Here is a 12,685-nt window from a genome sequence, read left to right on the forward strand (position 1 = left end):
CGATCCGGCGGTTCCGCCGGGGCGATGGGGGAGAGGAGGTCCCGATGATTCTCGTACGACAGGAGATCGGCGACGTGCTGCGGGACTTCCGTCTGCAGAAGGGCCGCACCCTCCGCCAGGTCGCAGGAAAGGCATCCGTCGCGCTCGGGTACCTCAGCGAGGTCGAGCGTGGGCAGAAGGAGGCCTCCAGCGAGATCCTCGCTTCGGTCGCCGAAGCGCTCGACGTCCCCATCTCGACGATCATGCGCGAGGTCGGTGATCGCATCGCCGTGCTCGAGGGGCTGCAGGTCATCCCGGACGTGGTCCCGGACGACCTGGTGGCCTCGGTCGAGTCCGAGCTCTCGCTGCGCTGACCGGATGCGGAGAAGCGAGTTCCTCCGCGCGGTCGACGCGGAGTTCGGGACGCGTGGTGCTGCGCTCGTGGCTGATCTGGTGCTGACGGCCGTCGGCGGACGGACCGCCGTGCAGGCCATGGAAGCGGGTGTGCCCCCGCGCGAGGTGTGGCTGGCGCTGTGCGCCGAGACCGATGTTCCCGACTCTCGACGGCACGGCGTGGGCCGGCTCGAGCCGAAGCGTCGTTGATCGACCGCCGGTTCGTCCGGTGTTCGATCGGTTTCGCTGTTCCGTCGGCGTGTCGTCGAAGACATGTTCGAGGTGGGCGTATCGTCCTGCACAGATGATCTCGTGATCGGCATCTGCACGATTCCCGGGACCTTCGGCTCGATGTCGGTGGCCCCTCCTAACGTGTTCGACATGACCACGAGGTCATACGCCTTGTCGGAGAGCTCGCCCCAGCCGGGGCGGCCGCGACAGCCTACAGGCGGCAGTTCACGAGCACGAAGGAGCACGACATGCCCTCTCCCGCAGACCGCGAGAAGTCCCTCGAGACCGCACTCGCCCAGATCGACAAGCAGTTCGGAAAGGGCTCGGTCATGCGGCTGGGAAGCGACGAGCGCGCTCCTGTCGCCGTGATCCCCACCGGCTCCATCGCGCTCGACGTCGCGCTCGGTGTCGGTGGACTGCCGCGGGGACGGATCGTGGAGATCTACGGTCCGGAGTCCTCGGGTAAGACGACGCTCACGCTGCACGCGATCGCCAACGCGCAGCGCGCCGGCGGCATCGCCGCGTTCGTGGACGCGGAGCACGCCCTCGACCCCGAGTACGCCAAGAAGCTCGGCGTCGACATCGACGCGCTGCTCGTCTCCCAGCCCGACACCGGCGAGCAGGCGCTCGAGATCGCCGACATGCTCGTGCGCTCGGGAGCCATCGACCTCATCGTCATCGACTCGGTGGCGGCCCTGGTGCCGCGTGCGGAGATCGAGGGCGAGATGGGCGACTCGCACGTGGGCCTTCAGGCGCGACTGATGTCGCAGGCGCTGCGCAAGCTCACCGGTGGGCTGAACCAGACCAACACCACGATGATCTTCATCAACCAGCTGCGCGAGAAGATCGGCGTGTTCTTCGGCTCGCCGGAGACCACCGCGGGAGGCAAGGCGCTCAAGTTCTACGCCTCGGTGCGCCTCGACATCCGCCGCATCGAGACGCTCAAGGACGGCGCGGAGGCGGTCGGAAACCGTACGCGCGTCAAGGTCGTGAAGAACAAGATGGCTCCGCCGTTCAAGCAGGCCGAGTTCGACATCCTCTACGGTGTGGGCATCTCTCGCGAGGGAAGCCTCATCGACTTCGGCGTCGATCACGGCATCGTGAAGAAGTCGGGCGCCTGGTACACCTACGACGGCGACCAGCTCGGCCAGGGCAAGGAGAACGCCCGCAACTTCCTGCTGAAGAACCCCGACATCGCCGAGACGATCGAGACGCAGATCAAGCAGAAGCTCGGCATCGGCGGCGCGTCGGCTCCCGCCGCGGCCGCCGACGAGCTGGCTCAGCGTCGTCCGGCCTGATCATGCGTCGACGGGGCTCAGCGACCGTGCTTCGACGGAGCTCGGCGACCGGGGTGAGCCGTGAGCGATGAGAGGGGCGGGGCGCCGTCCGAGGACGAGCGCCTCGCCCCCGTCATCCCGCTCTTCGGTGCGAGGAGCGGGGGAGCGCCGGCTGACGGCAGAGCCGCGGATGGGCGCCCCGCGGGCCGTCCCACGACGGACGAATGGCGCTCGACCTGGGCTGATGAGTCCGCGGCGGTACGGCGCGGACCCGGTCCACGCCACCCGGCCGCCGTGGCGCTCGCCTCTGCTGAGACCCCTGCCGCGTCGTCGGAAGCGCCGGCATCGTCGGCGCGCCGCGGTCTGCGTGCGATCGGCGGGCACAGCACCGGATCAGACGACGCGTCGGAGGATCCGGTGGTTGACGCGAGCGAGGTCCTCGTGCGCAAGCTCCGTTCCAAGCAGCTTTCGAGCCGGGAGGCACGGGAGGTGCTCCGCGAGGAGGGGGTGCCGGCCGACCTCCGGGACGACATCGTCGCCGACTTCGAGCGGCGGGGCTATCTCGACGATGCGTCGCTCGCCGAGCTCCTCGTGACCTCGGGGTCGCAGCGGAAGGGGCAGGGACGTGTCGCGATCGCGCGAACCCTGAACCAGCGAGGGATTCCGCGAGAGATCGGCGACGAAGCTCTGGCCGTCTTGGACGACGACGATGCCGAGCGGGCACTCGACTACGCCCGGACGAAGGTCTCCAGCCTGCGCCGATACGACGAGGACACGGCGGTGCGCCGGCTCGTGGGGCAGCTGTCCCGCCGGGGGTATGGCGGGAGCATCGCACTGACGGCGGCGCGCACGGCGTGGCGAGAGACCCAGCGCGGTGGCGGTGTGGGCAGGGTGCGTTTCGAGGAGACGTGAGGCCGTGGCGTCCGGCGGGCCGGAGCGGCTTCGGCCCGGACGAGGCGCGGGTCCGATTCCCGCCTGGCGAAAGTAGAATGGCAGGCACTATGACCATTCCCCTCTCAGAGCCCACGATCATCGCGCCCTCCGATGCGGCGCTCGATGAGGCCGGGCGCGCGCGCACTTACGAGGTGCGCACCTTCGGCTGCCAGATGAACGTGCACGACTCCGAGCGGCTGTCCGGCTCGCTGGAGAGCGCGGGCTACGTGCGTGCCGGCGCGGACGACGAGGCCGACATCGTCATCATCAACACGTGCGCGGTGCGCGACAACGCCGCGGGCAAGCTGTACGGCACGCTGGGGCACCTCAAGAGCCGCAAGGACAAGCACGACGGCATGCAGATCGCCGTCGGCGGCTGCCTCGCCCAGATGGACAAGCAGGCGGTGCTCGACAAGGCGCCGTGGGTCGATGTGGTCTTCGGCACCCACAACATGGGCTCGCTGCCGGGACTGCTCGAGCGGGCCCGTCACAACGGCGAGGCGGAGCTGGAGATCCTCGAGTCCCTCGAGGTGTTCCCCTCCACGCTGCCGACGCGGCGTGATTCGGCGCACAGCGGGTGGGTCTCGATCTCCGTCGGCTGCAACAACACCTGCACCTTCTGCATCGTGCCGAGCCTGCGCGGCAAGGAGAAGGACCGCCGCCCGGGCGACATCCTGAACGAGATCCGTCTGCTCGTCGAGGACGGCGCGATCGAGGTCACGCTGCTCGGACAGAACGTGAACTCCTACGGTGTCGAGTTCGGCGACCGGCAGGCTTTCGGCAAGCTGCTCCGTGCGGCGGGCGAGATCGAAGGACTGGAGCGGATCCGGTTCACCAGCCCGCACCCGGCGGCCTTCACCGACGACGTCATCGACGCCATGGCCGAGACGCCGAACGTGATGCCGCAGCTGCACATGCCGCTGCAGTCCGGCAGCGACCGGATCCTGCGCGCGATGCGTCGCTCCTACCGCAGCGACCGCTTCCTCGGGATCCTCGATCGCGTGCGCGCGAAGATCCCGAACGCGGCGATCTCGACCGACATCATCGTCGGCTTCCCCGGCGAGACCGAGGAGGACTTCGAGGACACGATGCGCGTGGTGGAGCAGGCGCGCTTCGCGAGCGCGTTCACCTTCCAGTACTCGATCCGCGAGGGAACGCCTGCCGCGACGATGGAGGACCAGATCCCCAAGGAGATCGTGCAGGCGCGCTACGACCGCCTGATCGCCCTCCAGGAGCGCATCTCGCTCGAGGAGAACCAGAAGCAGCTCGGCCGCGAGGTCGAGGTGCTCGTCTCCGTCGGCGAGGGCAAGAAGGACGCGGAGACGCACCGCCTCACGGGGCGCGCCCAGGACAACCGGCTCGTGCACTTCGAGCTCCCGGAGGGATCGGACCGCCCCCGCCCGGGCGATGTCGTCACCGTCACCGTCACGCACGCCGCCCCGTTCCACCTGCTCGCGGACGCGCCGGACGGCGCCCCGCTGCGGATCCGGCGCACTCGCGGGGGCGATGCCTGGGACCGTGCGCAGTCGGAGTCGTGCGCGGTGCCGGCGGCTCCCGCGGCAGACGGGAAGCCCCGCGCGGTGTCGCTGGGCCTGCCGACGCTCCGCGCCGGCGTGTGACCGCGCCGGCAGCCGGGCCGCGGTCGGAACCGGTGGACGACGTCCGTCCGCATGCACCGCGGCTCTGGGCCGTCGTCGGGGCGACCGGAACGGGCAAGAGCGACCTCTCGCTCGACCTCGCCGAGGCCCTCGCCGCGCGCGGTCGTCGCGCCGAGATCGTCAACGCCGATGCGATGCAGCTGTACCGCGGCATGGACGTCGGCACGGCCAAGCTCCCCGTCGACGAGCGGCGCGGCATTCCGCATCACCTGTTCGACGTGCTCGACGTCACCGCCGAGGCGGCGGTGGCGTGGTACCAGCCTCGGGCACGCGAGGCGATCCGGCAGATCCACGCGCGGGGTGCGGAGGCGATCCTCGTCGGCGGATCCGGTCTCTATGTTTCCAGCGTGATCTACGACTTCCGTTTCCCGCCGCGCGACGCCGGACTCCGCGCCCGTCTCGAGGCGGAGCTGGAGGAGCACGGGACGGGGCCGCTGCTGGCGCGTCTGCACGCGCAGGATCCGCAGACGGCCGCCCGGATCGACCCGCACAACGGCCGGCGCATCGTGCGCGCTCTCGAGGTGCTCGCCCAGGGGGAGCGCACGCACGGTGCGGCGCTTCCCGAGCAGCCCGCGCTGTGGCTTCCCGGATCCCGGGTGCTGGCGCTGGGCGTGGAACGCGCCGCCCTGGTGCCGCGGCTGGATCGCCGGGTGGAGCGGATGTGGGAGCAGGGCATGCTCGCCGAGGTCGAGCGCCTGCGTGAGGCGGGCCTCGAGAACGGCACGACGGCACGCCGGGCGATCGGATACGCACAGGCCCTGGCGCAGCTCGAGGGGGCACTCACCCAGGACCAGGCGATCGCCGAGACCCAGGCGCTCACCCGGCGGTATGCGCGACGTCAGGTCTCGTGGTTCCGCCGGTACGCGGAGGCCGAGTGGCTCGATGCGCTCGGCGGGATCGATGCGGACGCGATCGTGGAGGAGAGCACGGATGAGTGAGAGCTTCGAGATCAGGGCCTTCGGACGACCCGACACGGACGCGGTCGTCGCGCTCTGGGAGGACGCCGGGCTCACTCGGCCGTGGAACGATCCCCGCGCCGACATCGAGCGAAAGCTCGCGGTGCAGCCGGAGCTGTTCCTGGTCGCGGAGGAGAGGGAGGACCACGGCGGTGCGCCGCGGATCGTCGGTTCGGTGATGGCGGGGTACGACGGGCATCGAGGATGGCTCTACTACCTCGCGAGTGCGTCCGACCGTCGCGGCGCGGGTATCGGCCGGGCTCTCGTCGTCGAAGCCGAACGGCTCCTCCTCGGGATGGGGTGCCCCAAGGTCCAGCTCATGGTCCGCCCGGGGAACGAGCAGGTGCTCGGCTTCTACGACGCGCTGGGCTATGAGCGCTTCGATGTCGGCAACACCGGCAAGCGCCTCATCCACGACGTCTGAGCGGGCGGCCGTTCGGCGGATTCTGCTCAGAGCGGATCCGCTCGCGACGCCGCAGCCCGCGTGCCTAGCATGGCGCCATGACCGCCCTGCCGGAGTCCCCCCGCATCGACCGCACGCCCAAGCACGAGGGGCCTCCGCAGCGCGGTCCCGAGCCGGAGCGGCTCTGGCGCACGGTGGTGGGCGAGCTGCTGCGCGATGCGAGGGCGGACCGGGGCGAGACCCTCGCCGAGACCGCCCAGCGCGCGGGTGTCTCCCCGCAGTACCTGTCGGAGATGGAGCGCGGTCGCAAGGAGGCATCGAGCGAGATGCTCGCCGCCGTGTCCGGTGCGCTCGAACTGACGCTGCTCGATCTCACGCTCGGAGTCGCCGAGCGGATCTCCCCGGAGACGGCCGCGCCGGTGCGCGCGACCGCCCAGCCGGCGCGCGCCTGCTACGCGCTGGCGGCCTGACCCGGATCATCTCCGGGCAGCGCGCTCCGCGGGGGCGGGGCCTGCTCCACCACCTGGTCCACGAGACCGTAGGCGCGGGCTCCCGGCGCCGTCAGCACCAGATCCCGGTCCGTATCCGCACGCAGGCGCTCCGGACTCTGCCCGGTGTGCGCCACGAGGATCTGCTCCAGGCTGTCGCGCACGCGGACGACCTCGTCGGCCTGCAGGATGAGGTCGGGGATGGTGCCGCGCCCCTGGGCGGCCGGCTGATGCAGGATGACTCGGGCGTGCGGGAGAGCCGCGCGTTTGCCGGCCGCTCCTGCGGCGAGCAGGACCGCGCCGACCGCCACCGCCTGTCCGACGCAGAACGTCGCGACATCCGAGCGGATGAACCGCATGGTGTCGTACACGGCGAGCATCGCGCTCGGATCGCCGCCCTCGCAGTTGATGTAGAGCTGGATGTCGCGGTCGCTCCCGGTCGAGTCGAGGTGCAGCAGCTGGGCCACGAGCACGTTCGCGACGTCGGCGTCGAGCGGAGTGCCGAGATAGATGACCCGCTCGGCGAGCAGGTGCGAGTAGACGTCGAGCACGCGGTCTCCGCGCGGCGACGTGGCGATCACGTTCGGGACGAGGAACGATGCCATCTCAGGCTCCTTGTGCGGTCAGGCCGACGCTGCGGCGGGTGATCGGCGGCAGCACCGCTGCGAATCCGGTGGCGATCTCGTCGATGAAGCCGTAGGCGAGCGCCTCCTCGGCGCTGTACCAGCGGTCGTGCAGGGAGTCCTCGAAGACGCGGTCCAGCGGCTGTCCGGTGTCCTGGGCGATGAGGCCGAGCACGGTGTCTCGGGTGTGCCGGAGATCGGCGGCCTGCAGCTCGACGTCGACGGCGGTGCCGCCGATCCCCGCCGAACCCTGATGCAGCAGGATCCGGCTGTGCGGGAGAGCGCGGCGCTTGCCCTTCGTCCCGGCCGAGAGCAGGAACTGGCCGGCACTGCAGGCGAGCCCGAAGGCGACGGTGGCGACGTCGCAGGGCACCGTGCGCATCAGGTCGCGGATCGCGAGCATCGCAGGGACGGATCCGCCCGGGGAATGGATCCACAGCGTGATGTCGGCATCCGGATCCTCGGCGGCGAGGGCGAGCAGCTGCGTCATGAGCAGCACGCCGTTGTCGTCGTCCAGCACGCCGTCGAGCACGAGCACCCGTCGGGCGAACAGCATCCGACGCGTGTCGGCGTCGAAGAGGTTGCGGGGCATGTCATCGGTCATGCAGGAAGCCTCGCCCGCCTGGGGCGGGCGCCGCCACCGGATCTGCCTCGAGCGGATCCGCCCGAAGCAGAGAGGGCGCTCCGCGCAAGGGGCGGGAGCGGACGGGCGCCGGTGCGCGCCGCCTTAGAATCGACGCATGGTCGCATTCACCAAGGGGCACGGCACGGGCAACGACTTCGTCATCATCGCCGACCCCGACGGCGCCCTCGAGTTCCGGGCCGAGCAGGTCGCCGCGCTCTGCGACCGGCACTTCGGGATCGGCGCCGACGGGCTGCTGCGCGTCGTGCGCTCCGCGGCCCTTCCGGAGGGGGCCCGCGCCCTCAGTGAGAACCCGGCCGCCGAGTGGTTCATGGACTACCGCAACGCCGATGGATCCATCGCCGAGATGTGCGGCAACGGCGTCCGCGTGTTCGCCCACTACCTGCTGCGCACCGGCCTCGCCGAGCTCGAGGAGGGCGGCACCCTCGCGATCGGCACACGAGCCGGCGTGCGCGAGGTCACCCGCAGTGCCGAGGGGTATCGCGTGGACATCGGCGCCTGGCGGCTCTCGGGGCATGACCCCCTGGCCCGGGCCGTCGGCCTGAGCGTGCCGCGTCCCGGCCTCGGCATCGACGTCGGCAACCCGCACGTCGTCGTCGCGATCGCGTCCGATGAGGAGCTCGACGGCCTCGAACTGACCCACGGACCCGAGCTCGCGCCGATGCCCGAGCACGGTGCGAACGTCGAGTTCGTCGTGCCGGCGGAGCCCCTGGTGCAGGACGGAGCCGGGCGGGTGCGCATGCGGGTGTTCGAGCGGGGCGTGGGGGAGACCCTGAGCTGCGGCACCGGCGTCGCCGCGACCGCGCTCGCCGTGCGCCACTGGGCCGGAGCGGGAGCCCCGGACGAGTGGCTGGTCGAGGTTCCCGGAGGAACGCTCCGAGTGACCATGGCTCCGGGCGCAGACGGCGAGCATGTGCTCCTGTCCGGGCCTGCGCAGCTCGCGTTCTCGGGGGAGATCGAACTCGCCTGATCGGGTCGGCCGGGGCTTAAGGCAGCTCGATGCCCTCGGTACGGGGCATGCCGTGCCGTCGGACCTTGAGGACGCGGAAGCCGCGGCCGGTCGTCGCCCGCCACACGCTGTAGCCTTCGTCGAACGTCGCCGCCAGCCAGCGCTGCAGCGAGTCGGCGCCGAGGTTGCGGCTCACCACGAACCAGCCGTCCGCCCGCTCGTCCAGTCGGGGGATCCAGCGCTCCAGCAGGTCGTGCAGCTCGCTCTTGCCGACGCGGATGGGCGGGTTGGAGCGGATGGTGCGGAAGGTCACGTCGGCGGGAACATCGTCGGGCGTCACGGCGTTGACATTGTCGAGACCGAGTTCCGCGGCGTTGCGCCGGACCAGATCCAGCGCGCGCTCGTTCACGTCGACGGCCCAGACGGTCGCATGCGGCGCGGCGAGGGCGAGCGACAGCGAGATCGGACCCCAGCCGCACCCGAGATCGAGCAGATGCCCGCCGGGCGGCGGGGGTGGGGTGTTGGCGAGGAGCACTGAGGTGCCGACATCCACGTGGTCGGGGCTGAAGACTCCGGCCGCGGTGGTGAGTTCGACTTCTCGGCCCGCAAGGTTCACCTTGATCCTGCGGAGGTTCTCGGGGCTGGCGGGGGCCGCAGTGAAGTAGTGGTCCGAGCCCATGGAGCGAGCGTAGCGGACACTCGCAGCTAAAGTTAAGGCGCCCGTCCGAATCGGCGGGCAGGAGAAAGGTGCGGATGACGCAGTCCACGACACATGATGAGCACGGCGACGCGGTCGATCGCGTTCTGGCCGCCGCGGAACGACGGGCGGAATCGCACGTGTTCGGTTCCGCGCAGGCGCTGCAGGACACGGCCACCGCCGGTCACGGCTCGGCGGACGGCGAGCAGTGGGACCTGGAGGAACGGCATGCGCTCCGTCGCGTGGCCGGTCTCTCGACCGAGCTCGAGGACGTCACCGAGGTCGAGTACCGCCAGCTCCGGCTGGAGAACGTGGTGCTCGTCGGCGTGTACCCCCAGGGTGCACAGGATGACGCGGAGAACTCGCTGCGCGAGCTCGCCGCGCTGGCGGAGACCGCCGGTGCTGTGGTCCTCGACGGGCTGCTGCAGCGTCGACCGCATCCGGATCCCGCGACGTACCTCGGCCGCGGCAAGGCCCAGGAGCTCAAGGACATCGTGGCCGCGGTCGGCGCAGACACGGTGATCGCCGACACCGAGCTGGCCGCGTCCCAGCGACGCGCGCTGGAGGACGTCGTCAAGGTGAAGGTCATCGACCGGACGACGGTGATCCTCGACATCTTCAGCCAGCACGCGAAGAGCCGCGAGGGACGCGCTCAGGTCGAACTGGCGCAGCTCGAGTACCTGCTCCCGCGCCTGCGCGGCTGGGGTGACTCGATGAGCCGCCAGGCGGGTGGTCAGGTCGGCGCCGGTGGCGCAGGCATGGGATCGCGCGGACCCGGTGAGACGAAGATCGAGCTCGACCGTCGCCGCATCCGCACCCGGATGGCGATGCTGCGCAAGCAGATCCGCGACTTCACGCCGGCCCGCGAGGCCAAGCGCGCTGAGCGCAAGCGCCACACGATTCCGTCCGTGGCGATCGCCGGGTACACCAACGCCGGCAAGTCGAGCCTGCTCAATGCGCTCACGAGCGCGGGCGTGCTCGTCGAGAACGCGCTGTTCGCCACCCTCGACGCGACAGTGCGTCGGTCCGAGACGGCGGACGGGCGTGTCTACACGCTCACCGACACCGTCGGGTTCGTGCGCAACCTCCCGCACCAGCTCGTCGAGGCGTTCCGCTCGACGCTCGAAGAGGTCGCCGACGCCGACGTCATCGTCCACGTCGTCGACGGATCCCACCCGGATCCGGCCGGTCAGATCAAGACCGTCCGGGACGTGATGGGCGACGTCGGTGCGCGGAGCATCCCCGAGATCATCGTGTTCAACAAGGCGGATCTGCTGGACGACGACGAGCGGATGGTGCTGCGCGGGCTCGTGCCCGGGGCGCACTTCGTCTCGTCGCGCAGTGGCGAGGGCGTGGCCGAACTGCGCGCCGCGATCGACGAGGCGCTGCCGAAGCCCGCGGTGGAGATCCGTGCCGTGGTGCCGTACGACCGGGGAGACCTGGTCGCCGCGGTGCACGAGACCGGTCTGCTGCTGGAGGTCGCGCACGAGGAGGAGGGCACTCGGATCCACGCTCACGTGGGCGAGCGCCTGGCCGCGGAGCTCGCACCGTTCGTCGCCTGACCGGGGTCGGCGCGGGGCCGGCTCAGGCGGCGACGAACCGCGCCTCGACGGTCGCGGAGACCGCGATGTCATCGCCCTGCAGCTCGAGACCGCCGCCGCCCGACGGGGGAGCCGCGAAGGCGCGCATCGCCGTCGGGGCCATGTCCGCCGAACCGTGGTCGGTGATGAGACCCGCATCGGCGATCTCGATCGGTTCGACCTTCGCAAGTCCCAGTGCCGTCGCGTAGGCGCCGGCGCGTGTGACCGCCGTTCGCGCCGCCTCCGCAGCCACCTCCTGCTCCACCCTGGCGCGCGTCTGCGGCGTGAGGATCCATTCGGTGCCGTTGACGGCGATGCCGTCGCCGGCCGACACTTCGGCGACCCAGGTGGAGAGGGCGGCGAAGTCGACGAAGACCGCGGAGAAGTCGACGGAGGCGTGGTGCACGAGGGCGAGCCGCGTCCCGTCGTTGCTCCACGGTCGCTCCGACCGCACGGCCAGGCGACGGCTCGACCACTCCTCGACGGCGCCGGCATCCTTCTGCGCCGCGATGCCCTCGCGCACAGGCTCGGCGAGGGCCAGCGTGCGGTTGACGACGGTCTCGCGATCGGGTCCGTCCCAGGCGACGGACAGACTGACGATGGCGCGCTCGGGTGCGACCCGCACCTCGTGCTCGCCGCGGACGGTGATGACGACCTCGCTCATGCCGCGACTCTACGGCACGTGATCGCGGCGGCGGGTGCCGCGAAGTCGCCGCCGCGGCGTGGAATGGCGCGGACTCCGCAACCGTTGTACTCTGGGTAGCTCGGGCGCTTCGGCGTCCGCCGGTAATTCCACAGTGCGACAGCGGCTCCTTCGCAAGAAGGTCCACGGGGCTGATCGGTTTCGACAGCGCCTGTGAATCCACGAGAAGCGGGCCGAGGATGCAGGGTTATCTCGTGAACGCTCCCTGCAAAACAATAAGTGCCAATGCAAAGCGCACTGACTTCGCCCTCGCTGCGTAAGCGAGCCCGATAGTCCGTCAGGCCGTATGTGATTCCGATACGGATCCTGGCGTCATCTAGGAATCTTGCTGCGCGACGGCGTCTGGACGTCGCGTGGGACTCTTCCCAGGCTGGGCTTGTCGACTTAGGTGTCTGTGACAAAGGTCGGAGCCGAGCAGAACGTCTGCACAGACTGCGCCCGGAGAAGGCGTGGAGACTCAGCGTTGGACGGGGGTTCGATTCCCCCCAGCTCCACCACGGGCTCCGCTCGTCAGAACCACACCGCTGTCGCCGTGAGAAGCCTCCGGGATCCGTGCCATCGGCACGGATCCCGGAGGCTTCTTCGTGCGCGCCTCAGATCCGGCGCAGCCGAGCGATCACGAAGCGGCCGCGCAGCGTGCAGGTCATACCGGGCTCGAGCAGGGCGGCATCGAGGCGTGCGAGGGGGCGGTCGTCGATCGCGCCGTCGTCGTCGAGAGCGATCAGCGTCGTCGGGCCGCCGGGCTCGGCGCTCACGGTCGCAGCATCGATGACCTCCACCGTCGAGTCCCAGGTGTCCCGCCGCGTCATGACGTTCAGATCGAGGAATCCGGCCTCGCGCGGCGTCGCGGAGACCTCGTCCTCGCCGTCGAAGGCGATGATGTCGTCGACCGCGAGCGTCTCGGCCCGGCCGTTGATCACGAGGTCCACGGCACCAGGGCCGAGCGCGACCTGCCCCCGGCGCACGCCGGGGCAGGCGCTGTACGGCTGCGTGCCGGTGATCTCCGCGATGCTGATCCGCCAGGTCCACGCGTCCGTGGCGTCGGCGTCGTCGAACAGCGTCCGGGTGATCCCGAGACCGTTCTTCCACGCCCGCGGGGTGAGGGCGGAGTACTCGAGGATCGGAACCGTCATGATGCCGATCGTAGTTTCTGCCCGGGATCCCTGCGAGGA

The 12,685-nt window shown here is 70.5% G+C and carries 15 protein-coding genes and 1 other RNA gene; 11 read left to right on the plus strand and 5 right to left on the minus strand.

Annotated elements, in window-relative coordinates:
- Positions 1–44: 44 nt before the first annotated feature.
- The 8 genes from WFJ17_RS06520 (at position 45) to WFJ17_RS06555 (ending at position 6,300) form a co-directional block, all read left to right on the plus strand.
- Positions 45–353 (plus strand): helix-turn-helix domain-containing protein, encoded by a 309-nt coding sequence (locus WFJ17_RS06520; RefSeq protein ID WP_251444473.1) that lies wholly within the window; start codon positions 45–47, stop codon positions 351–353.
- Positions 354–357: 4 nt separating this feature from the next.
- The gene (locus WFJ17_RS06525; RefSeq protein WP_251444471.1) at positions 358–582 is read left to right on the plus strand and encodes a DUF3046 domain-containing protein; all 225 of its coding nucleotides are present in this window, start codon (positions 358–360) and stop codon (positions 580–582) included.
- A 269-nt stretch (positions 583–851) separates the two neighbouring features.
- Positions 852–1,901, plus strand: a complete 1,050-nt coding sequence (gene recA, locus WFJ17_RS06530) for a recombinase RecA (RefSeq protein ID WP_251444469.1) — start codon at positions 852–854, stop codon at positions 1,899–1,901.
- Between the two features lie 396 nt (positions 1,902–2,297).
- A complete protein-coding gene (locus tag WFJ17_RS06535) occupies positions 2,298–2,792 on the plus strand; it encodes a regulatory protein RecX (RefSeq protein WP_336647985.1) in 495 nt (164 codons plus the stop codon).
- An 89-nt stretch (positions 2,793–2,881) separates the two neighbouring features.
- Positions 2,882–4,432 (plus strand): tRNA (N6-isopentenyl adenosine(37)-C2)-methylthiotransferase MiaB, encoded by a 1,551-nt coding sequence (gene miaB / locus WFJ17_RS06540; RefSeq protein WP_295032197.1) that lies wholly within the window; start codon positions 2,882–2,884, stop codon positions 4,430–4,432.
- Between the two features lie 32 nt (positions 4,433–4,464).
- Positions 4,465–5,409, plus strand: coding sequence for a tRNA (adenosine(37)-N6)-dimethylallyltransferase MiaA (gene miaA / locus WFJ17_RS06545; protein ID WP_336647986.1), 945 nt, complete (start codon positions 4,465–4,467; stop codon positions 5,407–5,409).
- Positions 5,402–5,851, plus strand: a complete 450-nt coding sequence (locus tag WFJ17_RS06550) for a GNAT family acetyltransferase (RefSeq protein ID WP_336647987.1) — start codon at positions 5,402–5,404, stop codon at positions 5,849–5,851. The genes miaA and WFJ17_RS06550 overlap by 8 nt, the downstream gene beginning before the upstream one ends.
- 77 nt (positions 5,852–5,928) lie before the next feature.
- Complete coding sequence (locus WFJ17_RS06555; protein ID WP_251444461.1) at positions 5,929–6,300, plus strand: helix-turn-helix domain-containing protein; 372 nt, start codon at positions 5,929–5,931, stop codon at positions 6,298–6,300.
- On the opposite strand, the gene WFJ17_RS06560 is transcribed toward WFJ17_RS06555, so the two are convergent.
- Positions 6,282–6,923, minus strand: a complete 642-nt coding sequence (locus WFJ17_RS06560) for a ClpP family protease (protein WP_251444460.1) — start codon at positions 6,921–6,923, stop codon at positions 6,282–6,284. The two genes, WFJ17_RS06555 and WFJ17_RS06560, sit on opposite strands and share 19 nt — an antisense overlap.
- Before the next feature lies 1 nt (position 6,924).
- Positions 6,925–7,545, minus strand: coding sequence for a ClpP family protease (locus WFJ17_RS06565; protein ID WP_251444459.1), 621 nt, complete (start codon positions 7,543–7,545; stop codon positions 6,925–6,927).
- A gap of 136 nt (positions 7,546–7,681) precedes the next feature.
- Between WFJ17_RS06565 and dapF the strand changes: the two genes are divergently transcribed.
- On the plus strand, positions 7,682–8,554 hold the full coding sequence (dapF, locus tag WFJ17_RS06570) for a diaminopimelate epimerase (RefSeq protein WP_251444458.1): 873 nt from the start codon (positions 7,682–7,684) through the stop codon (positions 8,552–8,554).
- 16 nt (positions 8,555–8,570) lie between these two features.
- On the opposite strand, the gene WFJ17_RS06575 is transcribed toward dapF, so the two are convergent.
- Positions 8,571–9,212 carry a class I SAM-dependent methyltransferase gene (locus tag WFJ17_RS06575; RefSeq protein ID WP_251444457.1) on the minus strand — a complete coding sequence of 214 codons (642 nt, stop codon included), beginning with the start codon at positions 9,210–9,212 and terminating at the stop codon, positions 8,571–8,573.
- 74 nt (positions 9,213–9,286) lie between these two features.
- Between WFJ17_RS06575 and hflX the strand changes: the two genes are divergently transcribed.
- The gene (gene hflX, locus WFJ17_RS06580; RefSeq protein ID WP_336647988.1) at positions 9,287–10,792 is read left to right on the plus strand and encodes a GTPase HflX; all 1,506 of its coding nucleotides are present in this window, start codon (positions 9,287–9,289) and stop codon (positions 10,790–10,792) included.
- Between the two features lie 22 nt (positions 10,793–10,814).
- Here the strand turns inward: hflX and WFJ17_RS06585 are convergent, their stop codons facing one another.
- Positions 10,815–11,474 carry an SIMPL domain-containing protein gene (locus tag WFJ17_RS06585; protein WP_336647989.1) on the minus strand — a complete coding sequence of 220 codons (660 nt, stop codon included), beginning with the start codon at positions 11,472–11,474 and terminating at the stop codon, positions 10,815–10,817.
- 166 nt (positions 11,475–11,640) lie between these two features.
- On the opposite strand from WFJ17_RS06585, the gene ssrA reads away from it, so the two are divergent.
- Positions 11,641–12,010, plus strand: a transfer-messenger RNA (tmRNA) gene (ssrA, locus tag WFJ17_RS06590).
- Positions 12,011–12,106: 96 nt separating this feature from the next.
- On the opposite strand, the gene WFJ17_RS06595 is transcribed toward ssrA, so the two are convergent.
- A complete protein-coding gene (locus WFJ17_RS06595) occupies positions 12,107–12,646 on the minus strand; it encodes a HutD/Ves family protein (RefSeq protein ID WP_336647990.1) in 540 nt (179 codons plus the stop codon).
- Between the last annotated feature and the right edge of the window lie 39 nt (positions 12,647–12,685).

It is taken from the genome of Microbacterium sp. MMO-10, from assembly GCF_037148715.1.
Taxonomy (GTDB): Bacteria; Actinomycetota; Actinomycetes; order Actinomycetales; family Microbacteriaceae; genus Microbacterium.

Excerpts from the sequence above, each read along its gene's own strand:
- dapF (WP_251444458.1), top strand. The coding sequence starts at position 7,682 with ATGGTCGCATTCACCAAGGGGCACGGCACGGGCAACGACTTCGTCATC.
- WFJ17_RS06520 (WP_251444473.1), top strand. The coding sequence starts at position 45 with ATGATTCTCGTACGACAGGAGATCGGCGACGTGCTGCGGGACTTCCGT.
- WFJ17_RS06555 (WP_251444461.1), top strand. The coding sequence starts at position 5,929 with ATGACCGCCCTGCCGGAGTCCCCCCGCATCGACCGCACGCCCAAGCAC.
- WFJ17_RS06565 (WP_251444459.1), bottom strand. The coding sequence starts at position 7,545 with ATGACCGATGACATGCCCCGCAACCTCTTCGACGCCGACACGCGTCGG.
- WFJ17_RS06560 (WP_251444460.1), bottom strand. The coding sequence starts at position 6,923 with ATGGCATCGTTCCTCGTCCCGAACGTGATCGCCACGTCGCCGCGCGGA.
- hflX (WP_336647988.1), top strand. The coding sequence starts at position 9,287 with ATGACGCAGTCCACGACACATGATGAGCACGGCGACGCGGTCGATCGC.
- WFJ17_RS06585 (WP_336647989.1), bottom strand. The coding sequence starts at position 11,474 with ATGAGCGAGGTCGTCATCACCGTCCGCGGCGAGCACGAGGTGCGGGTC.
- WFJ17_RS06595 (WP_336647990.1), bottom strand. The coding sequence starts at position 12,646 with ATGACGGTTCCGATCCTCGAGTACTCCGCCCTCACCCCGCGGGCGTGG.
- miaB (WP_295032197.1), top strand. The coding sequence starts at position 2,882 with ATGACCATTCCCCTCTCAGAGCCCACGATCATCGCGCCCTCCGATGCG.
- WFJ17_RS06575 (WP_251444457.1), bottom strand. The coding sequence starts at position 9,212 with ATGGGCTCGGACCACTACTTCACTGCGGCCCCCGCCAGCCCCGAGAAC.
- recA (WP_251444469.1), top strand. The coding sequence starts at position 852 with ATGCCCTCTCCCGCAGACCGCGAGAAGTCCCTCGAGACCGCACTCGCC.
- WFJ17_RS06525 (WP_251444471.1), top strand. The coding sequence starts at position 358 with ATGCGGAGAAGCGAGTTCCTCCGCGCGGTCGACGCGGAGTTCGGGACG.
- WFJ17_RS06550 (WP_336647987.1), top strand. The coding sequence starts at position 5,402 with ATGAGTGAGAGCTTCGAGATCAGGGCCTTCGGACGACCCGACACGGAC.